Consider the following 22,605-nt stretch of genomic DNA (forward strand, 5'->3'; position numbering starts at 1 on the left):
TTGTATAACCCCAAACATTTGTTCATTGTCAAATTATGCATGCGGCTTATCTTTATACCAATTTACTGGTTTTCGTTCCACCTGTAACTATCCTGTTCTAATCCTGCAAGATCTATGACTCTGCTCACTACAGTTTGTGCTGCTTCTTCAATAGTTGTTGGAATACTATAATAAGATGGACTGGCCGGGCAGATAATACCACCTGCTTCAGTCACCGTTTTCATATTATTGATATGAATCAGACTAAAAGGCGTATCTCTGACTACAGCAATCAGTTTTCTGCGTTCTTTTAAGATAACATCAGCAGCTCTTGAAATTAAATCATTAGAGATGCCATGAGCGATTCTTCCTAAAGTCCCCATAGAACAAGGAATAATAATCATCGTATCAAATTTTGCAGATCCGGAAGCAAAAGGAGCATTAAAATCCATTTTTGAATAAAAGGTAAAAGGATACTGCTCGTAGTCACTATTCCCCAATTCAAAACGCCAAACCTCTTTTGCGTTGTCAGACATCACTACACCTACCGCTTCAACCTGGTCAGCCAGCTGCAGCAAATTATTCAATAAGAGTTTAGCATAAACAGAACCACTGGCTCCGGTGATCGCGACGATGATTTTCTTCTTCTTCATAGAGGCAGTAAAGATACAGAACCTATAGAAACAAAAAAGGGCCGAAAATAAATTTCCGGCCCTACATCTACCTATGAAAAACATACCCTCGAAAGGGTAAGCTCAAATGTAATATTCTTTTCTAACAAAAAGAAAATTTTAACACTTTTTAAGTATTTATGATACAATGATGTTAATTGTACCTTTTACACTATGATAAAGCCATTTATTTTTTTTGAAGGTAACATAAAAAACCTCCGCATATTAGTTGTCTCACCTAAGAAACGTTAAATCGAACCATTGAAAATTCTCAAAAAAGTCATTTATCTACTCTCACGTCCTCAAATCCAGCATATGTTTTAAAATTTCAGTAAAATTTAAAATACTGTCTATGAATAGTTTAAAAAATAATTCCGATTTTAGTTCAGAATAATTTGCTAACGTTATTATAATTCGTACTTTTGTCAAACTGAAAAACACGGTGGTTTTAGCTCAGTTGGTTAGAGCATCGGTTTGTGGTACCGAGGGTCGTGGGTTCGAGCCCCATATTCCACCCCATTATAAAATCAGTATAAAAGCAGTCTTCACAGACTGCTTTTTTTTTGACTCCAATTTTTTTGCAACAATAAAATATGCCCACCATTATTCTCTCCATGCAGCCTTCTTAAAACAATTGCGTTTATCCCCATTTACATTTTCTTTTGTAATTTAGCCCAAATACGAATTAGACACTATAACCTTATTTATAGTAATTACAAAGCATAATGATTGAAATTTACACGGACGGTGCAGCAAGCGGAAACCCAGGACCAGGAGGATATGGCGTAATATTACGTTCAGGTAGTCATTATAAAGAATTAAGCGGAGGCTTCCGCATGACGACTAACAACAGGATGGAACTGCTCGCCGTTATCGAAGGCCTGAATGCCATTAAACAACCAGGCGCACAGGTTACCATTTACTCAGACTCTAAATACGTTGTAGATTCTGTAGAAAAGAAATGGGTATTCGGCTGGGTCAAAAAAGGATTCAAGGATAAAAAAAATAAAGATCTCTGGATTCGTTACCTCGCTGTCCACAAATTACATGACATCAAATTTATCTGGATCAAAGGGCACAACGATCACCCTGAAAACGAAAGATGCGATGTATTAGCCGTTGCAGCCTCCAAAGACAGAGCCGCACAGCAAATCGATATAGAATTCGAAGCAGAAAAAAACAGAGCAACTTTATTATAAAAAAACAGGGACAGCTTAAAGTTGCCCCTGTTTACATATATCACATTAAAACTAAGCAGTTTTAACTTTCGAATCAGTTACCGCGTAAGTAGCCATCAACTCTTCAGCCATCTTTACCATTTTCTCTGAACCGATAAAAATAGATGATCTCTGATGTAATTCTACAGGCTCTATCTCTAAAATCCTTCTAAAACCATCAGAAGCCGTGCCTCCCGCCTGCTCTACAATAAATGCCATTGGGTTACATTCATACAATAACCTCAGCTTTCCATTCGGAGAGCTTGCCGTAGTCGGATAGATATAAATACCACCCTTAATTAAATTACGGTGAATATCAGCGACCATAGAACCAATATATCTCGAAGTATAAGGCCTGTTAGTCGCCTCATCATGAACCTGTGCATACTTAAGGTATTGCTTTACTCCCATAGGGAAATGCACATAATTTCCTTCATTGATCGAATAAATACTACCATCCTTAGGAACTTTCATGTTCGGATGAGATAAACAGAACTCTCCAATAGAAGGATCAAGCGTAAAACCATTCACTCCTTTACCAGTTGTATAAACCAGCATCGTTGAAGAACCATAGATCACATAACCCGCCGCTACCTGCTCTGTCCCCTTTTGAAGCACATCAGCCAAAGTAGCCATTCCTTCTACAGATTTCCTGCGATAAATCGAGAAAATAGTTCCCACAGCCACGTTAACATCAATATTTGAAGAACCATCCAAAGGATCAATACAAACAATATATTTTGCATTTTTAGAGACCGGAGAATCAATAGGAACAAAGTCATCTTCCTCCTCAGTGGCAACGATACAGCACTCTCCTCCGCTGGTCAGTGCAGAAATAAACTGGGTATTTGCAAAAACATCTAACTTTTTCTGCCCCTCCCCCTGGATATTTACCGTTCCTGCATCTCCGAGAATATCTACCAATCCTGCCTTATTTACCTCCCGGTTAACAATTTTTGCGGCGATTCCTATATCTCTCAATAATCTGGAAAGCTCTCCTTTTGCGTAAGAGAAATCAGCCTGTTTCTCAATAATGAATTGTCCTAATGTTTTTATACCCGACATATATACTTAGTGTACTTTATACGTTACCTATTACCTATTTCTATGGCCTCTAAGGTATGGATTTTTTCTTCCGAAATACAAAAACGAATTAAAGTTTTAACTTTATGCCAGCCTGATTTACCAGCTGCACCCGGGTTTATATGCAAACAGCTAATTTTAGGATCAAACATTACTTTTAAGATATGAGAGTGACCAGTAATGAAAAGCTTCGGTGGGTTAGTGTATATTTCACCCTTTACATTCGGAGCGTATCTCCCAGGATACCCGCCAATATGAGTCATCCAAACATCCACATTTTCACAGTTAAAACGCAGATGCTCTGGAAACTCTGCCCTGATCTCCTTATCGTCAATATTTCCGTACACTCCTTTTAGCGGTTTGAACGCTTTTAACTTTTCCGCAACATCAGGCCCAAAATCCCCTGCATGCCAGATCTCATCACACTCTTCAAAGTGCTTATAAACCGCATCATCCAGGTAACCATGCGTATCTGAAATTAATCCAATCTTTGTCATTTAGAATCCGTTAAAATTTATTAAAAATTGTTTAAAAGGCCAGTAAAAAATCCCTGAGCAGATATTTATACTGATCCGTGTATAAATTTAATCCTTCATATATATATAAATGTTCTTCCACAGGCGGCCTGTCAGAAAAACCAAGACAAATAATCTGTCTGAAAGAAGCCTTGGTCTGATCCGAATACACATGAACTATTTTTGAAGGAAAAAGTTTTTGAAGTACCGCGTTGACCACAACAGACTCTGCCTGTTTCACCGGAAGAATCAGCCAAAGTAATCCATCTTCAGTCAGCATCCCCGCAGTCTTTTTCAACAATAAGGCAAAAAAATCCTCATCCGCATGCCTCGCAATCTCCTTTCTCTTTTCAGGATTCTTTAGATCATTCACAAAATAAGGAGGATTGGAAACAATCATAGAATACTTCAGCGTGGTCGTAAAACCTTCAAAGGAAGAATAAGACACACTCATTCTGTCAGTAAATACAGAATTCAGACAATTTTTTGCTGCCGCTAGTGCAGCAGACTCATCAATTTCAACCGCATTCACATGGGCAGAAGGGAAACGCTGTGCCATCATCAATGCAATTACGCCAGTGCCAGTACCTATATCCAGAATGTTTACAGGATACGGATGCGCTGCTAAAGCTCCTAAAATAACACCATCCGTATTTATTTTCATCGCACAACCAGCCTGATCAACTTCAAACTGTTTAAATCTGAAAACACTCCCCATTTAGCTTTGATAAATTTCAAGCGGTAATCCGTCAGGATCAGTAAAAAAAGTAAATTTCTTACCCGTATATTCATCAATTCTCAGTTCTTCTGTCACCACTCCTTTGGCATTCAACGCAGCCGCTACAGCAGCGACATCATCAACCTCAAAAGCTAAATGCCTCAAACCCGCAGCCTCAGGCCTGGAAGGTCTTTCAGGAGGGTTTTCAAAAGAAAACAATTCTATCTGATAAAGTCCGTTTACAGACAAATCCAATTTATAAGAATTACGTTCCTCCCTGTATACCTCCTGAACAACCGTTAAACCTAATATATTAGTATAGAAATTTTTACTAACCGTATAATCTGTACAAATTATAGCAACATGATGAATTCTTTTAAACATAAGCTCTTTTCTTGTTTTAAATCCTGATCAAATGTAAAAATTATAAAGGTTTGAGCAGAAATTTAACATAAAAACAAGATTATCTTCAAATTATAAGGATAGAAATGACTAAATTCCGAAAAATAACATCCATTTAACAAAAAAAGCAATCCAGGCTCAAACAAGCATTAAAGCCGAAAAAACGAGCTTAAAGAAGCTAAACGCTTGTTAAATGCACCAAAATATCCAGAATGATATTAATTAACATATTGATAATTGATTTTTTAGTCAGAATTATTCAATAATTAATTATAAAAATTATATTTTTGATCAAATTTTAAAGAAACTAATGAAAAGCTTAAGGACAAACGCATTAAAAGAAGCACAAACCAGAGTTTCACCAGAAGTTAAGGCTCCATCAGCCAAAATTTCTGAGTTTTTTGGCTCAAACGTGTTCGATAAAAAGAAAATGAAAGATTTCTTATCCAAAGAAGTCTACGAAAAACTTATCTCAGCAATCGATCAGGGTGAATTAATTAATCAGGATGATGCCAATCAGATCGCTACAGCGATGAAACATTGGGCGATGTCTAAAGGGGTTACCCACTATACGCACTGGTTTCAACCATTAACAGGATCTACAGCTGAAAAACATGACTCTTTTTTCGAACCTACGATTGATGGTCCGGTAGAAAAATTTGCAGGCAGTGCGTTGGTACAACAAGAACCAGATGCATCAAGTTTCCCGAATGGTGGTATCAGAAATACTTTCGAAGCCAGAGGTTATACTGCATGGGATCCTTCTTCTCCAGCTTTCATTATGGAAAGTAAAGCAGGAAAAACCTTATGTATTCCAACTGTATTCGTAGCTTATACTGGTGAAGCATTAGATTATAAAGCTCCTTTATTAAAAGCATTAAATGCATTAGACAAAGCAGCAGTTGACGTTTGTCAATATTTCGATAAAGGAATTGACAAAGTAACCGCTTCTTTAGGGATTGAGCAGGAATACTTCCTGGTTGACCTTGCTTTATTTAACGCACGTCCGGATTTAGCTTTAACAGGCCGTACTTTATTTGGTCATATGTCCGCTAAAGGACAACAATTAGACGATCATTATTTCGGATCAATTCCTGAGCGTGTATTCACTTTCATGGTTGATTTCGAAAATGAAGCCTTTAAACTAGGCATTCCTTTAAAAACCCGTCACAACGAGGTTGCACCATTGCAATTTGAATGTGCACCATTATACGAAGAAATCAACCTGGCTATCGATCACAATCAATTATTGATGGATCTGATGGAAAAAGTTGCACGCCGTCATAATTTCAAAGTATTATTACATGAGAAACCATATGCAGGCATCAACGGTTCAGGTAAACATAACAACTGGTCATTAATCACAAATACAGGTAAAAACCTGTTAGCTCCAGGTAAAACGCCTAAAAACAACCTGATGTTCCTTGCTTTCTTTGTGAATACAATCAAAGCAGTACACGAACACGCAGATTTACTGAGAGCAAGTATCGCTTCAGTAAGTAATGATCACCGTTTAGGCGCTAACGAGGCACCACCGGCAATCATTTCGATCTTCTTAGGTCAGCAATTGAACGAAGTATTAGATGAGATCGAGCACTCACGTATCAGCAAAAAAATCAAAGAAGATAATGCATTGTGGTTAGGTATCCCTAAAATCCCACAAATCTTATTAGACAATACCGACCGTAACCGTACTTCACCATTTGCTTTTACAGGTAATAAATTTGAATTACGTGCCGTAGGATCTTCAGCAAACTCATCAGCACCGATGACAGTCCTGAACTCTATCATGGCAGATCAACTGGTTAAATTTAAAGTTGAAGTTGATAAATTGATCAAAAAAGGCGAGAAAAAAGACATCGCTCTTTTAACCATCATCAAAAAATACATTAAAGAATCAAAAGATATTCGTTTCGAAGGAAATGGTTACAGCCAGGACTGGGAAGATGAAGCAGCTAAACGTGGTCTTGCGAACATCAAAACTACTCCATTAGCATTAGACGCTTATATCTCTGAGAAATCAACTGAATTATTTGAAAGAGCAAACATCTTCACTAAACGTGAGCTGCATGCACGTCATGACATTCTTTTAGAAAGTTATTACAAAAAATTACAGATTGAAGCCAGAGTAATGGGTGAAGTTGCGAATACCATGATTATTCCTGCTTGTATCGCTTATCAGAATACCCTATTGGAGAATGCAAAAAGCATTAAAGAATTAGGTTTATCAAAAGAAGCATTAGTTACACCATTAGCAATCATCAACAAATTATCTGATCACTTGTCAATCGTAAAAACTACAATTGATGCGATGTTAGAAGCACGTAAAGTTGCCAATACCATTGAAGATTCAAGAGAAAAAGCTATCGCTTACGATGAGAAAGTTAAATCTCATTTTGACACCATCCGTTACAATATTGACAAATTAGAGCAAATTGTAGACGACAGCGTTTGGCCATTACCAAAATTCAGAGAGTTGTTATTTTTAAAATAGAATTCCATTAATTTATTGATATAACCTCTGCGCTTAAAACGCAGAGGTTATTTTTTTTTGTTTGAATCGTCTACATTCGGACGTTTCTCTATCTTTGCAGCAATATGAGTGATAACAGGTATAACCAGCGTGGCGTTTCGGCTTCGAAAGAAGATGTGCATCAAGCCATCAAAAACATAGACAAGGGTATTTTCCCACAAGCATTTTGTAAAATCATTCCTGATATATTAGGAAATGATGACGCATTCTGTAATATTATGCACGCTGATGGTGCAGGTACTAAATCCTCTTTAGCCTACGTATACTGGAAAGAAACCGGTGATATTTCTGTATGGAAAGGCATTGCACAAGATGCGATCATTATGAACCTTGATGATTTAATCTGTGTAGGCGCTACAGATCATATTTTACTCTCCTCAACAATTGGCAGAAACAAAAACCTGATAACAGGCGAAGTTATCGCTGCTATTATCAATGGAACAGAAGAAATTCTTGCTGAACTCAGAGAAATGGGTATCTCCATTTATTCTACAGGTGGCGAAACTGCCGACGTAGGTGATTTAGTACGTACGATCATTGTAGACTCAACTGTGACCTGCCGCATCAAGCGCGATGAAGTAATCAGCAACCATCACATTCAAAACGGAGATGTTATTATTGGACTATCTTCTTCAGGCCAGGCAACCTATGAAACTGAATATAATGGCGGCATGGGCTCTAATGGCTTAACCTCTGCACGTCATGATGTATTTGATAAATCAGTAGCAGACAGCTATCCTGAAAGCTTTGATCCGGCAGTACCTTATGACCTGGTTTTCTCAGGAGGTAAAAAGCTAACTGATAAAATCAGTATCGATGAAAACACAGAGATCACTATTGGAAAACTGGTACTCTCTCCTACCCGTACTTATGCACCGGTTATCAAAAAAGTATTAGAACAACACAGAAAACAGATCCACGGATTAGTACACTGCAGCGGTGGTGCGCAAACTAAAGTTCTTCACTTTATCAATGATAACATCCATGTAATTAAAGATAACCTATTCCCTGTTCCACCACTTTTTGAATTGATTCAGGAACAATCAGGAACAGCCTGGAAAGAAATGTACAAAGTATTTAATATGGGTCACCGCATGGAAATATATGTACCTCAGGAAATTGCCAATGATATCATTGCTATTTCTAAAAGCTTTAATATCGATGCACAAATCATCGGTCGTGTAGAAGAATCTACACACAAACAAGTAACCATTACCAGTGAAAAAGGGCAATTCAACTACGAATAAGCCTTATAAAATATAGACAAAAAGGAGTTTGTTTTTAAACAAGCTCTTTTTTTATGCTCTTTCTAAAGCAACATAAAATCCCACAACCATACAGAGCATACCAGATTCGCCGTGTTTTTCAAAGAGGACGGAGAAAAACTGAATTTTTTCTTAAATGCAGCAGAAAAATGATTGCCACAACTATATCCTACTACTGCAGCAATTTGTTTGAGACTATATCCAGGTTTATTAAGCAGCAATGTTTTCGCCTTTTGCATTTTAAGCTCAGAAGCATAACTATTAATCGTTTGCCCCATAATCTCTTTAAAACCCGCCTGAAGTTTGGTACGGTTCATCCCTGCTTTCTCAGCTAACCCGGCTATAGAAATATTCTTGGAGAGATTCTGGCTGATTACCCTGGAAACCATTTCAAAACTGGCAATATCCTTTTTACTCCATTTGTGGACAGGTCCAACGGCCTCTTCCTGCGCTTCAACAACCATTACGATAATCTCGCAGATTTTAAGTTTAGTATAAAAATTAGTGTACTTACCAGAGCCACGACTGGTCAGCTCATTTAAAACTTTCTGAATATCATATCCGATTTTATATAACTGATGACCAGAAAGCTCAACAGGCAAACTAACAGCAAAATTATTCTCAAAAGTGGTGTCCGGAAGAAACAATAAAGTACCTGAATCTATTGATCTCACTGTTGCTTTATACACAGAAACATACTCACGCTTAATGATACTGACTGATTCGATCAATATCTCTTCTCCTTTTTTAATATAAACTTCTACCATTCCGACTGCTGATTCCGTACACTTTGCTGCAAAACTCGTAGTTCGAATACGTTATTTTTGCCTATTGTTAATAACAAGTCTAAATAAACACAAAAGAAATAACACATGCAAATTTTTACCAAACAACCTTTTGCTTTTTTTTATTTTACTCTTACTTACATTCAATTGCGCTAATGCCATCGCACAACAAAAGCACAGCTTTGAAGGGACAGTAAAAGACACTAACGGCCAGCCACTTGAAGGTGCAGGAGTTACAACAATCGAAATTAATAAATCAGCAGTAACCAACTCTCTTGGAGAATTCAATTTCAAAGACCTGCCTTCAGGCACTTACAAAATACGTATCAGACACATTGGCTATACAGAACAAACCATTAAAATCAGTCTTCCGTTAGCTAATGCTAAGAAATCACAATTTATCCTGCAAGCAGATGAGACCAATCTTTCAGAAGTTTCAGTTATCGGCCGGACAGCAAATCAGGAAGCAAACAGGCAAGCTTTTAACGTAACCTCTATAGATGCTAAAAAACTACACAACTCTACACTTGATATTTCTCATGCCCTGGACAGAGTTTCAGGCGTAAGAGTACGTGAAGCCGGCGGTGTCGGTTCCAGGATGGAATTTTCGCTAAATGGTTTTTCTGGAAGACAAGTGAAGTTTTTTCTAGATGGCGTACCTATGGATAACTTTGGTTCATCATTCCAGATCAATAATATCCCAATTAATCTTGCCCAGCGTGTAGAAGTATATAAAGGTGTAGTTCCAGTTTGGCTGGGTTCAGATGCATTAGGCGGGGCAATTAACATTGTTACGGCCAATGACATGAAAAGCTATGCAGATGTATCCTATTCGTATGGCTCATTCAACACCCATAAAACCTCTATCAATACAGGATATACTACGGCTTCAGGATTTAAATTTCAACTGAACGCCTTCCAGAATTACTCAGACAATAACTATACAGTAACCACAGACGTTGCCGCTTTTTCAGGAAAATATTTCAGAAATCAAAAAGTAAAAAGATTCCATGATACCTACCATAACGAAACTATTATTGCCAGCGCAGGCGTAGTTAATAAATCTTATGCAGATCAGCTATTATTTGGAGTTACTTTAGGTCAGAACTACGCAGAGATTCAAACAGGCGCCCGTATGGTTAGTGTTTTTGGTGACTGGCACAGAAAAGGTAATATCGTAATGCCGAATGTCCTTTATACCAAGAAAAACTTATTTGTCGATGGACTTGACCTGAGAATTAATGGAAATTTTAATCTTGGACAAGAACAAAATATCGACACAGTATACCGTCGTTACAACTGGTTCCAGGAATACAAACAATATGAAGGATTGGGAAGTGAACGCGAACGCTCCTTGTACAAGTTCAAAAACAACAACGGTATGGGTGCTGTAAACCTGACTTACACACTTAGTGATCAGCATTCATTTGCCTTAAATAATGTCTTTAACTCCTTCAACAGAAAAGGTTCCGACGAGCTTTTTCCAGAAAGTGACAAATACGAACAGCCGCGTAAAAACACAAAAAACGTCTTAGGCTTTGGTTATAAATACAGTGCTTCAGAGCGCTGGAATACTTCTGTATTTACCAAGTATTTCTCTCAGCAAAATAAATATTCAGTAAGCTATAACCCAAGTGGTAACTGGGGTGATGTGGCCTATCAGGATCAAAAAAACAGTTTCAATAAGCTTGGTTATGGTATTGCATCCACTTATTTTCTTAAGCCAACACTTCAGCTTAAAGCTTCTTATGAGAAAAGCTACAGGTTACCAGAAAATGATGAACTCTTTGGTGATTTGCTGAACCTGGATGGCAATATCGAACTGAAACCAGAATACAGCCATAATTATAATCTGGGATTAGGTTATCAGGCACAGCTCAATCAAATACACAAATTTAGTTTTGACGGAAGTGTCCTATACAGAAATGCGAAGGACTTTATTCGTCCAATGTTAAATCAAAACCAAACCAAGCAAGTCATGAGTAACGTAGCTGACGTAACAAATCTTGGTGTAGAGGGAGAAATCAGATACTCATTTAAAAACCTGTTTACTACCGGTGTTAACATGACTTATCAGAACTTGCGTAACAATACGAAGTATGAGCAGGGACAAACTATGGAAAGTCCTTTATACAGAGATAGAATTCCGAACATGCCTTACTTATTTGGTAACGCCGATGCCTCGCTCTTCTTTAATCATGTAGGCAAAAAAGACAATACCCTGACCTTAGGTTATAATGTGCTATACGTTCACGCCTATTATTTATCGTGGCCAAGCCAAGGTACATCTGATACAAAATATGATATTCCAAGACAATGGATGCAAGATGTAAACGTCGTATACACCCTTGGAAATGGCAAATACAACATCGCATTAGAATGTAAAAACCTGACGAATAACAGAGTATATGACAACTTCTCTCTTCAAAAACCAGGAAGAGCATTTTATGCCAAAGTGAGATATTTTATCAGTAATAACAGATAATCCTATTAAAAAAATTGAAAATGAAACACAAAAATATACTTCAACTACTTGCACTGGGTATGGTCAGCCTTTTCACAGCCTGCGATCCACCACTGGATTTTTCGGAAGTAAAAGATGCAGATACAGAATTAACAGGTGCCACTAAATATATCATTGCTGCAACACCAATCGGAACTACAGGCATTGCTGATTATTTGTTAACAGCAAATAATCTTGACGAAGGTATGATTACCACTAAAGGCAATGGAATAGAACAAGACGGATCTTACAGATATTACATCTCCCATAAAAACAGATTTTTCAGCTTATTGTATGGACAGGGGAATCCTGGCGCAGTAACCAGTTACCGTTTGGATGGCTCTGGTAAATTAACGAAGCTTACTAATTTCCAAAGTGAGACCGTACACGTTTCTGCAGCAGTAAAAGACGATGTATTTCTTGTTAAAGTACCCAGATCTGGAAATGAATTTGCCAGTATGTTTCGTATTGATGCACGCCAATATCAGATTGTTGGCGAACAACAAGTCAACATAGTAAAGCTTGCCGGAAACGGAGAACGCGCACACTTTAACGGAGCAACACAAGTGGGTGATAAAGTGTTTTTACCTTATATGAGTATCAAAGGCGCTGCCCCTGACGTTTTTGGAACCGCTTATCCAGATAGTACCTGGGTAGCTGTTTATTCTTATCCGGAACTTAAACTAGAAAAGATCATCAGAGACAACCGCACCAGCTTTATCGGTGCTTACTTCAATAATGGCCTGGTTGAAATCGAAAATGGAGATGCTTATGCTTTTTCAGGAGCTTCAGCTACAAGTAATAGTCAACCAGTATCCAAGAACCCATCTGCTGTTATCCGTATCAATAAAGGAACAACAGAATTTGACAAAACTTATTTTTTCAACGTGCAGCAACAATCCGGAGGCCATCATATTTCCTCTCAGACTTATATTGGGAAAGGTATATTCATTTTACACCTATATACCAATCCTAATACGACAAGCGGGCCTGTTGGAAAATTTGCTATAGCAGATGTCGTTAACAAAACCTTTAAGTGGGTAACAGGTATCCCCGCTGACATTACTAAAACAACTACAACCAATTATTCTCCAAAAGATGGGGTAAAAGGATATATAGGAATTACTACCGCCAGTGAAGGCAGTTATGTTTATGTATTTGACGCCAACTTAGCTGTCGCCAGACGCGGATTAAAAGTAGAAGGCGGAACAATTACAGCTATATCAGCACTAGGCTATTAAAATTGGGACTTAATAATTATAACAAAACAAATCAGGCTATGGTTAACGGAACTAAGCAAACCCCGCAAAAAAAGAAGAAAACAGATTCACTCTTTACAAGGATCAATAAATGGCTGCACCTTTGGCTGGGCCTGGTTTCCGGAGTTATCGTTTTAATCGTTTGTATTACGGCCTGTATCTGGGTATTCAATGAAGAGATTACGGCTCTATTCGAACCAGAGACTAAAGTAGAGAAACAAGACAAAGCCGTACTTACCCCCTCTCAGCTCACTAGCGTTGCAAAGGGTCTGTATCCGAATCTTGCTGCTTCTTATGCCACCTATCAGCAAGGGCGCGTAATCACACTCGCGCTGAAAGACCCAAAATCTAAAGAACGAAGAAGCGGTGGAGTGACCTTAAAGATCAATCCTTATACAGGAAAAGTAATCAGTGCTGTAGAACGTAAAAAAGGAGAAACTGACTTCTTCAGGTTTATACTCAACGGACACCGTTTTCTATGGATGCCTTACAAAATCGGAAGACCGATCGTTAACTACGGCACAATGGTATTTGTCGTACTGCTGATTACCGGGCTGATCTGGTGGTATCCTAAAAAATGGAACAAATCTACACGCGACAAAAGCTTTAAGATTAAATGGGGCGCCTCCTTTAAAAGGCTGAACCTTGATCTTCATAATGTGCTTGGATTCTACTCCCTGCTGTTCCTGCTGGCAATAGCACTAACAGGTATGGTTTATGGAATTCAATGGTACAGCGAAGGCTTATACTGGGTCACTACGGGAGAAAAACTAACCGAATTCAAAAGATTGGAATCTGATTCGCTGCAAGCGAACAAATTTTACACCCCCGAAAAGGCGATGGATTTAGCATGGCAAAAAGTTGCGGCTAAACACCCGAAATCAATTGGTTTCTATTATAGTTTCCCTGACACCGCTGAAGCAAAATCTGCCATAAATATCACAGTATACCCCAGTGCAGGTCAGTTTTACAATAACGTAGGCTATACCTTTGACCAGCATACTCTAAAAGAGCTGAAATCTGATGATATCTATTCCTCCTCTTATGCAGATGCCGGAGTAGGTGGTAAAATCCGTAAAATGAATTATGACATCCATGTGGGCAGTATACTCGGCTTTCCCGGTAAGGTTCTGGCCTTCCTTGCTTCCTTAATTGGTGCATCACTCCCAATCACAGGCTTTCTGATTTGGTATGGTCGTAAATTCAAGAAAAAGGGGACTAAAAACACAAAACCTGCACAATCAATTACAACAAAAGACCTCAAACCCCTTAAAATATCAAAACCTGAATTACAGGAAACAATTTAAAACCCTATTAATTATAACACAATGAAAAAACTAACCTTTTTAACCCTGAGCATTTTATTCTGCTTAATCACCAGTAAAATTTCTGCACACGCACTTTGGATAGAAACCGGTACTACCGGAAAAATCGGTCAGCCGCAAACTGTAAAAGTTTATTACGGTGAATATGTATCTAACGAAAGAGAAAATGTATCCAAATGGTATTCTGACGTTAAAGACTTTACCTTATGGCTCGTAGGCCCTGATCAGCAAAGAACTCAACTGACGCTTACCGCAGACAGCAATTCATTTACAAGTAGCTTTACACCTGATAAAAATGGCGCATACAACCTGGAAGTAAGTCATGAAGCCAAAGAACTTGGTGGTACGACTAAATATCATTTTCTGGCTAGCACGAACGTTAATGTTGGAAAAGCCAGCACAATTGCGGCAAACACCAACATATTGAATTTAAAGCTGGATAACAGTGTGCCAGTAAAAGTGAATCAAACTATCAAATTAACTGCATCTTTAAACAGAGAAGCTGCAAAAGCTAAAACAGTTACGATATTCTCTCCTTCTGGATGGTCTAAAGAAACCAAAACGGATGAAAACGGTAACGTTCAGTTTACGCCAATCTGGCCAGGAAGATATGTAATCGAAGTAGCCGAATTCCAAAAAGTAAAAGGCGAGCATCAGGGCAAAGCTTATGAAGCTATCTGGCAAGGTGCTACTTACAGCTTTGAAGTAAAATAAGAAAGGCATTTATTGAACAGGAGGCTGTATAACCAATCAAAATTCATAAACCGGAATTTGACTGGTCATACAGCCTCTTCTGTTTACAAGCGTCTTATTTCTTCAATGGAAAGCGAAGTAAATACTGCAATTTTAACCGGATCAAAATTATCTTCTTTCATTTTTCCCGCAATGGCCAGCGCAGTTTCATGTTTCCCTTCTTTCTTTCCTTTTTCCAAACCTTTTTCCATGCCTTTTTCCATGCCTTTTTCCATGCCTTTTTCCAAACCTTTTTCCAGTCCTTCTTTTTCTGCTCTTTCTTTTAGACATTCCATCAGGCCTATATCGTCCTCTTCCTGCTGTGAAACAGCTATGTAAAAAAGTTGTTCTTCTGGTGATAATCTCTTCATTTCAGCAATTTTAAATATTTTTTGAAAAATACGTTTATCCAGATATTTAGGAATCTGATCCAAACTGTGCATGTGTTTAAGCATATAAACCCATTTGTCCAGCTGACTCTTCAGTTCATCTTCTTTCTTGTCAAATTTAGGCAGTTCCAAAAACTTAAATCCCAGTCCATTGTGGAATATTTTACCAGTACCAGTATTGACCAGCGAAACACTTTGCAAATAATGGTCACTCAGACAATTTTTCATATTAAAATCCAGGATTGCAATCAGAAAAACCTCTTTCAGTTTAACTCTCCAGTTGCCCATTAACTTCTGCTGTTGAATCAGCCGGCTCAGATAAAAAATGCAGCGATCCTCAAAATTATCATGCGCTGCCCGCTGCATTTCCACAAGAAATTGCTCCCCCTTGTCTCCAGTACACAGCAAGTCGAAGAAAACCTTTTTATGTTCTTTGTCATCGCCAGCTAGTTCAGTTGGGTTGTAGACAATATCTGTAATGTGCTTTTCTCCCTCAAACAGTGCGTTTAAAAAGTCAATCATGACCTCTTTATTTGGCTCACCGCCGAAAAGATGTTTGAATCCAAAATCTGATAATGGATCAATATATTTATTTGTTATAGCTAACATAATTCTTATTGATTTAGGTCAAGCTACTCCTGTTTTATATTTAAAAGGTAATAAATATCTATGTTGTGAATAAAAAAAACCTCATAAAGAAAATATACCCCACAAAAAAGGCCTGCTCACAATTACTCATGAGCAGGCCTTTTTATCAAATTATTAAAACCTAATCCGCATGCAGCACATCAGCATGTTCTTCTGGCTTATAATTAGCCTCTAACTCAGCCAATTTCTTTTTACCATAAGCCAGCTTAGTGATCAGTACAAACAGTACCGGAACAATAAACAAAGCAAGAATAGTTGCCGAAAGCATACCCGCAGCTACCGTCCATCCAATAGTCATACGAGATACCGCGCCAGCACCAGAAGAGATAATCAAAGGAATAACCCCCAGAATAAATGCAAGTGAAGTCATGATAATCGGACGTAACCTTAATTTAACCGCTTCAATAGTCGCAGCAATTAACTCCATTCCCCAGTCAACCCGCTCCTTCGCAAACTCTACAATCAGAATCGCATTCTTAGCAGATAAACCAATCAATGTAATCAGACCAACCTGTGCATAAATATTATTATCCAGTTTTGGCAGGAATATCAAGGCAAGGATCGCTCCGAATAAACCAAGTGGAACCGCTAATAAAATAGAGAAAGGAACTGACCAGCTCTCATATAAGGCAGCCAATAATAAGAATACAAACACCACGATCAAACCGAAAATAAGTGTCGTACTGTTACCAGCCTCAGTTTCCTCCAAACTCAAACCAGAGAAATTATAAGTATAACCCTGTGGTAAAGTTTGTGCAGCAACCTCTCTTAAAGCCTGTAATGCATCACCAGAACTTCTTCCTTGTTTTGCAGCCCCGCCAATCTCGATCGACCGGAACATATTATAGTGATTAATAATCGATGCATTTTCAGTCATCTTGTAAGAAACAAACGCACTCAACGGCACAGGTGTTCCAACACTATTATTCACATAAATCTGGTTTAAATTTTCAATACTGCTACGGAAATTCGTATCCGCCTGAGAAACTACACGGAAACTACGTCCGTATTTAGTAAAGTCATTAATATAACTACTACCCAGATAAGAAGAAATTGTACTGTATACCGCTCCAATAGAAACGCCCATCCTTTTCACCTTGTCACGATCAACATGCAGCTGATAATTTGGCGTTCTCGCATTAAACAACGTATACGCAAATCCAATCTCTGGACGCTGATTCGCAGCGGCCAGGAACTTACCTACAACACCTTCAAACTTCTTGATATCACCAGCCTGTTTTTCCTGGATCTGCATCGAGAAACCACCACTGATACCCAGACCAGGAATTGGCGGCGGTGTAACCGCTAGCACACTTCCATCCTTATCACCAGCAAATGTCTTAGAAACCTCACCTAAAACTGTGGCTACGTCTCTTTTACGATCATCCCAGTTCTTCAACTGTACAAAGAAAGTACCCGCATTCGACTTGAATGATCTGTTCAGAATGTTAATACCACTAATCGAAGTAATATTTTTAACCTCAGGAATGTTTGTTTGTATAGAATCAGTGATCCTTTTGATAAAAGCATTGGTACGAACCGCTGATGCACCTTCTGGCAAGGTCACCCCCATAATAAAGATACCGGCATCCTCATTCGGAATAAATCCTGAAGGTTTCTTGATGAATAAACCAACTGTACCTACATAAATACAAGCCAGGATAATCATCACTAAAGGTGCTTTTTTCAAAGCCCATTTCACTCCATTCGAATACTTGTTAGTTACTCTCGCAAACCACCCATTAAATTTAAAGAAGAATTTATTCAATCCTCTTGAATCCTTGGTCAGGTTCATTGGCGTTAACAACAATGAACACAATGCCGGAGTTAATGATAAAGCGATAAACGCTGAAATCAATACCGATACAGCAATCGTGATTGCAAACTGCTGATACAGCTGGCCAACCATCCCCGGAATAAACCCTACCGGGATAAATACTGCCGCAAGGATCAATGCAATCGCAATTACCGGAGCTGTAATATCCTTCATCGCTTTACGGGTAGCATCAGGAGCAGAAAGTCCCTCATGGTCCATATAATGCTGAACCGCTTCCACTACCACAATCGCATCATCCACCACAATACCAATGGCGAGGACGAATCCAAACATCGTTAATACGTTGATCGAGAATCCAAGCAAAGTAAAGAAGATGAAAGTACCAATAATAGAAACCGGGATTGCCAATACAGGAATCAAGGTTGCTCTCCAGCTCTGTAAGAAGAAGAATACCACAATTGTCACCAGGATAAGCGCTTCAACCAAAGTATGAATTACCTCACTGATCGATACTTTAATAATAGAAACCGTTTCGTAACTGATCTTGAAATCCAAATCCTTAGGGAAAGATTTCTTCAACTCAGCCATCGTCTGATCAATACCTTCAGCAGTTTGAACCGCATTTCCACCCGGAGTCTGGTTAACAGCCATTAAAGAGGCTACTTTACCATTTACCTTTGCAGTTGTAGAATAAGCAAACTCACCTAACTCTACACGCGCTACATCTTTAAGATAAACAGGAGAACCATCCTGCCCGGTTTTAACCACGATATTTTTAAACTGCTCTTCAGAGTTTAAATCACCATCCATGACCACAGAGAATTCAAAAGTCTGTGAATTCTGCTGAGGCGGCCCACCTACACTACCACCCGGAGCACGTGTATTCTGTTCTGCAATCGCTGCAGAAACCTGCGCCGGCGTTAAACCTAATCTCGCTAATTTACCTGCATCCAACCAAACCCGCATACTGAACGGCTGACTGAACACCTGCACATCACCCACACCTTTGATACGCAATAACGCATCCTTTACATATAAATTGACATAATTTGAAATGAATTTCTGGTCATACGTTCCATTTGGAGAATACAGACCAATAACCATTAAAATATCATTGTTTGCTTTTTTAGTGGTAATACCCAAACGCTGAACCGCTTCAGGTAAACCTGGTTGCGCAATACCCACCCTGTTCTGTACATCAAGTGCAGCAATGTCAATATTCGTACCTACATCAAAAGTTACAGTAATCGCAGAACGACCATCTGATGTACTATTTGAAGAAAGATACTTCATGCCCGGCGTACCGTTAATCTGACTCTCAATTTGTGTAGTTACCGTTTGTTCTACCGTTTGCGCATCAGCTCCTGTATACGTACCAGTAACGGTAACCGTAGGCGGAGCAATACTCGGATATTGACTGATCGGCAATGTGGTGATCACAATCGCCCCTATCAGTACAATTAATATGGAAATGACGATCGCCGTGACCGGTCGTTTTATAAATACCTCTGATATCATATTCTTGAAATTCTTATAATAACTATTTCTTTGGTGCAGCCGCTGCCGGTTGCTGTCCATTTGCTTCTGCTGCCGATCCTGCGTGTACTACTGCACCAGGTCTTACGTTCTGAACACCATCCACTACAATAACTTCACCCTTTTTCAGACCGCTTTTCACTACGATATTCTGATCTACCTGTGTACCAACCTTAATTACTCTTGGTGCTGCTTTGCTGCTGTCACCAACCACATAAACGTTGAATTCACCCAACTGCTCTGTAACCGCTTTATAAGGAATTACCAATTGGTTACCAGCCGCCTTATTCAACACCTGTAAGTTCACGTTCATACCAGAAATAAGTCTGCCACCTTCATTAGGATAGCTGATTCTAACTTTGATAGTACCTGTCTGAGGATCAACTGCACGGTCAATCGCAATAATTCTGCCCTGACGTTTATAAATACTGTTGTCCTGAAGCTGAATGCTGAAAACAGAATCTTTAACTGCTGCAGTATTTTTCTCTAACTGGATAAAACGAGGGATTTCACCTTGATTTACAGGAATATCAACCGCAATCGGATCATTTGTAGAAACAGTATTTAAAAGTGTAGTACCCGGAGAAGCTAAAGCGCCCAGTTTTACCTGTGAAATACCAATTGTTCCATTTAAAGGAGAAACAATAATCGAACGTTGCAGATCATTCGCAGCCGAAGCAAGATTTGCTTTGGCAGCAGCGATTTGTGATTCAGCATTTGCTAAGTCAGTCAATGCATAATCTACACGTTGTTTAGCAATTGCTTCTTGTTGGGCCAATTTAGTATAACGATCCGCATCTTTCTTCGCTTTATCACGGTTTGCTTTCGCAACCGCTACATTAGCCTGAGCTGAGTTATAAGCCGCCTGATATTTAGTACGGTCAATTTCATATAATTTTTGTCCTTTAGTTACACGCTGACCATCTTTAACGTAGATCGCTGTGATATAACCACCAACCTGCGCACGAAGTTCAACCTCATTCAAGGCAACAACTACACCAGGATAAGTATCCACAGTAGTTACCGGCTGTTCATCAACTGTATAAGTGGTTACCGGAGTAGCCGGAGGAGGTCCTTGCTGCGGTGCAGGTTGACCACCGCAAGATGCTAATGTTACTGAACCAAGGATTAATATGCCTAATTTTATGTATTTAATGTCCATGTCTTTTATTGGTTTACGGTGATTATCCCTAATGCTTGTTTTACGTCTAGTTTTGACGAAAGGAGGTTATATAATGAATTCAGATAATTAATTTGTGCAGTACGAAGATCAGTTTCCGAAGTCGTCAGATCCAGGTAGGTTTTAATCCCTTCATCATACTGAAGTTTGATAGTGTTGTAAACCTGTTTTGAAATTTCAACATTCGCCTTGTTCGTATTTAAATCGTTCAGATTCGCTTTATAAGTAGCAATAGCCTGCTCATACTGCGTATTGATCTTGTTTTTCGTATTCACTAAATCAAGGTCAATCTTACGCTCCTGTAACTGCGATTTTCTAATTTCCTGTGTACGTTTTCCGCCAAGGAAGATCGGTACCGATAATTTCAATCCAACAACCGAACTTGGGAAATTCTGGTCGTACAAATTGCTCAACGAGTTATTCTGATAATTAAAGCCGTAATTGATAAAACCCGAAAGTGTAGGAGAATAAGCCCATTTATTATAACTGGTAGTAATCTTTTGCAAGCTTCTCTGTGTTTCCAGCAAACGATATTCCACGCGGTTTTGATAATTTAACAATTGAGTGGTGTCTATCATGACATCATTCTCCATATCTCTGGAAGTAAAAGATAAACCGAAAGGCTTCTCAGCACTATAACCGATTAACTCTCTTAAGTAAGCATACTTATATTTCAACAGCTCATCTGTTCTTTTTCTGTCTGCCTGAGAATTGCTCAAACTAATTTGTGCTCTTTGAAAATCTGTTTTATCAACCAGACCAGCATCATACTGCGCCTTAGCATCTTTCAACTGTTTTTCTTGTCTGGCAATATTCTCCGCAATGATATTCAATTGCTCCTTGCTTGTCAGCACGTCATAGAATGCTTTACTGACATCAACAATTGTACTGATCTTTGTATTTTCTGTACTTTGTTTATACTGTTGTCTGTAGAACTTAGCAGATTTAGAGGCCTGGATCAATCCCGCATTTAAAAACTGCTGATCAGCCTGTAATACAAAAGATGAAGTATTCTTACCACCAAAAGTCAGTAAAGAAGATTGTCCGTTTGTAGTCAGGATCTGAGACTGCTGCTTAAAATTATGGTTTGCTGTTCCAGTACCATTAATTTGCGGTAACCAACCAGATAACGCCGATTTGATATCCCGTTCTCCTATCTCTTCGTCAATCAGTGCTTGTTGTACCCCAGGCTTATTGCGCAAAGCGTAATCAATACATTCCTGCAAGGTTGCATTGCTCAGCGTCGGCTGCTCTCTAACTGTCGTCTGGGCAAATACCGCTCCTGGCAGAAGAGCTGATATGCAGACGAGCATCATTAAAATTAATTTGTGAGGTTTCATATATATATTAAGGGTATTTGTTTTACTATTATTCATGTTATTGCCTTTTAATTCCATCCCATATGATGTTAACTACTTCCAGAATATCTTCCTTAGAAAATACAATTTGCTCCGATAATTGGAAAGTCGCAGCGGCAACAAGCGTCCCTTTGATCGTCGGGGCAAGCAGCCTCGAGTCAATATTTCTGAACTGAGCATTTTCTATGCCATATTGGAACAATGTAATCACCTTGTCTGCAAATAGTTGACTATCACGCTCCGGGAAGTTCTTCGCAAAAGGAGAGCTCATATACTGTTCGAGAAAAAAAAGAGAGTTCTCATTTTCCACATAGAAATTGAACTGATTGATCATAAAATTGAAAAACCGGTCTTTATAGGGCTTTTCAGGGTCATCACCCGCCGATATTGCCAATGCCAGCTTATCTTTCACGTGAACATAAAGCTCTAAAATGAGCGTTTCTTTGGAGTCGAAATAGTGATATATAGTGCCAGCAGCAACACCAGCATGTTTAGCAATTAAACTCATGGGAGCGCCATGGAACCCATGCTCTTTAATCAAAGCGAGTGTACTGTTTAGGACAGCGACACGTTTTCCGGAAGTATCTTCTAATTGAACGTTCATTCGGTTACAAATAAACACAAATTAAATATACCAATTAATTGTTTAACCTAATATGACAGAAAAGTGATCCAGATCAATAAGTACGGAAAACAAAAAAGCCCCGTCCTGAAGAATCAGAACGGGGCT

The 22,605-nt window shown here is 38.7% G+C and carries 18 protein-coding genes and 1 tRNA gene; 8 read left to right on the forward strand and 11 right to left on the reverse strand.

Annotation, left to right across the window (positions count from 1 at the left end; translation table 11 throughout):
• Positions 1-62 precede the first annotated feature (62 nt).
• Positions 63-632 (reverse strand): UbiX family flavin prenyltransferase, encoded by a 570-nt coding sequence (locus ABIB30_RS22725; protein WP_354305347.1) that lies wholly within the window; start codon positions 630-632, stop codon positions 63-65.
• Positions 633-1,092: 460 nt separating this feature from the next.
• Here ABIB30_RS22725 and ABIB30_RS22730 point away from each other — a divergent pair.
• A tRNA-His gene (locus ABIB30_RS22730) sits at positions 1,093-1,169 on the forward strand.
• A 206-nt stretch (positions 1,170-1,375) separates the two neighbouring features.
• The gene (rnhA, locus tag ABIB30_RS22735) at positions 1,376-1,849 is read left to right on the forward strand and encodes a ribonuclease HI (RefSeq protein WP_354305348.1); all 474 of its coding nucleotides are present in this window, start codon (positions 1,376-1,378) and stop codon (positions 1,847-1,849) included.
• A 51-nt stretch (positions 1,850-1,900) separates the two neighbouring features.
• Here rnhA and fbp read toward each other — a convergent pair whose 3' ends face one another.
• Genes fbp through gloA2 form a run of 4 tightly spaced genes read right to left on the reverse strand, consistent with a single transcriptional unit; the run spans position 1,901 to position 4,567 of the window.
• Positions 1,901-2,932, reverse strand: coding sequence for a class 1 fructose-bisphosphatase (gene fbp / locus ABIB30_RS22740; RefSeq protein WP_354305349.1), 1,032 nt, complete (start codon positions 2,930-2,932; stop codon positions 1,901-1,903).
• Positions 2,933-2,955: 23 nt separating this feature from the next.
• The gene (locus ABIB30_RS22745) at positions 2,956-3,447 is read right to left on the reverse strand and encodes a metallophosphoesterase family protein (protein ID WP_354305350.1); all 492 of its coding nucleotides are present in this window, start codon (positions 3,445-3,447) and stop codon (positions 2,956-2,958) included.
• Between the two features lie 31 nt (positions 3,448-3,478).
• Positions 3,479-4,183 carry a tRNA1(Val) (adenine(37)-N6)-methyltransferase gene (locus ABIB30_RS22750; protein ID WP_354305351.1) on the reverse strand — a complete coding sequence of 235 codons (705 nt, stop codon included), beginning with the start codon at positions 4,181-4,183 and terminating at the stop codon, positions 3,479-3,481.
• Positions 4,184-4,567 (reverse strand): SMU1112c/YaeR family gloxylase I-like metalloprotein, encoded by a 384-nt coding sequence (gloA2, locus tag ABIB30_RS22755; protein ID WP_354305352.1) that lies wholly within the window; start codon positions 4,565-4,567, stop codon positions 4,184-4,186. It lies immediately after the preceding gene.
• Between the two features lie 328 nt (positions 4,568-4,895).
• On the opposite strand from gloA2, the gene ABIB30_RS22760 reads away from it, so the two are divergent.
• Entirely contained in the window at positions 4,896-7,079 is a 2,184-nt protein-coding gene (locus ABIB30_RS22760; protein ID WP_354305353.1) for a glutamine synthetase III family protein, read from the forward strand.
• A 104-nt stretch (positions 7,080-7,183) separates the two neighbouring features.
• Entirely contained in the window at positions 7,184-8,365 is a 1,182-nt protein-coding gene (locus ABIB30_RS22765; protein ID WP_354305354.1) for an AIR synthase related protein, read from the forward strand.
• 62 nt (positions 8,366-8,427) lie between these two features.
• Here the strand turns inward: ABIB30_RS22765 and ABIB30_RS22770 are convergent, their stop codons facing one another.
• Positions 8,428-9,150, reverse strand: coding sequence for an AraC family transcriptional regulator (locus ABIB30_RS22770; protein ID WP_354305355.1), 723 nt, complete (start codon positions 9,148-9,150; stop codon positions 8,428-8,430).
• Positions 9,151-9,280: 130 nt separating this feature from the next.
• On the opposite strand from ABIB30_RS22770, the gene ABIB30_RS22775 reads away from it, so the two are divergent.
• From ABIB30_RS22775 to ABIB30_RS22790, 4 genes are read left to right on the forward strand one after another with little or no spacing between them, the layout of a single operon-like run.
• Positions 9,281-11,653, forward strand: a complete 2,373-nt coding sequence (locus ABIB30_RS22775) for a TonB-dependent receptor (RefSeq protein ID WP_354305356.1) — start codon at positions 9,281-9,283, stop codon at positions 11,651-11,653.
• Between the two features lie 20 nt (positions 11,654-11,673).
• A complete protein-coding gene (locus ABIB30_RS22780) occupies positions 11,674-12,912 on the forward strand; it encodes a DUF4374 domain-containing protein (protein WP_354305357.1) in 1,239 nt (412 codons plus the stop codon).
• A 38-nt stretch (positions 12,913-12,950) separates the two neighbouring features.
• Positions 12,951-14,237, forward strand: coding sequence for a PepSY-associated TM helix domain-containing protein (locus tag ABIB30_RS22785; RefSeq protein WP_354305358.1), 1,287 nt, complete (start codon positions 12,951-12,953; stop codon positions 14,235-14,237).
• A gap of 21 nt (positions 14,238-14,258) precedes the next feature.
• Complete coding sequence (locus ABIB30_RS22790) at positions 14,259-14,969, forward strand: DUF4198 domain-containing protein (RefSeq protein WP_354305359.1); 711 nt, start codon at positions 14,259-14,261, stop codon at positions 14,967-14,969.
• Between the two features lie 83 nt (positions 14,970-15,052).
• On the opposite strand, the gene ABIB30_RS22795 is transcribed toward ABIB30_RS22790, so the two are convergent.
• The 5 genes from ABIB30_RS22795 to ABIB30_RS22815 form a co-directional block, all read right to left on the reverse strand.
• Positions 15,053-15,985, reverse strand: a complete 933-nt coding sequence (locus ABIB30_RS22795) for an Rpn family recombination-promoting nuclease/putative transposase (protein ID WP_354305360.1) — start codon at positions 15,983-15,985, stop codon at positions 15,053-15,055.
• Between the two features lie 160 nt (positions 15,986-16,145).
• Positions 16,146-19,319: an efflux RND transporter permease subunit gene (locus ABIB30_RS22800; protein WP_354305361.1), complete on the reverse strand. Its 3,174-nt coding sequence runs from the start codon at positions 19,317-19,319 to the stop codon at positions 16,146-16,148.
• A gap of 22 nt (positions 19,320-19,341) precedes the next feature.
• Entirely contained in the window at positions 19,342-20,499 is a 1,158-nt protein-coding gene (locus ABIB30_RS22805) for an efflux RND transporter periplasmic adaptor subunit (RefSeq protein ID WP_354305362.1), read from the reverse strand.
• Between the two features lie 5 nt (positions 20,500-20,504).
• Positions 20,505-21,857, reverse strand: a complete 1,353-nt coding sequence (locus ABIB30_RS22810; protein ID WP_354305363.1) for a TolC family protein — start codon at positions 21,855-21,857, stop codon at positions 20,505-20,507.
• A gap of 37 nt (positions 21,858-21,894) precedes the next feature.
• Positions 21,895-22,479, reverse strand: a complete 585-nt coding sequence (locus ABIB30_RS22815; RefSeq protein WP_354305364.1) for a TetR/AcrR family transcriptional regulator — start codon at positions 22,477-22,479, stop codon at positions 21,895-21,897.
• Positions 22,480-22,605 lie beyond the last annotated feature (126 nt).

The organism is Pedobacter sp. UYP1, assembly GCF_040547305.1.
Lineage (GTDB): Bacteria > Bacteroidota > Bacteroidia > Sphingobacteriales > Sphingobacteriaceae > Pedobacter.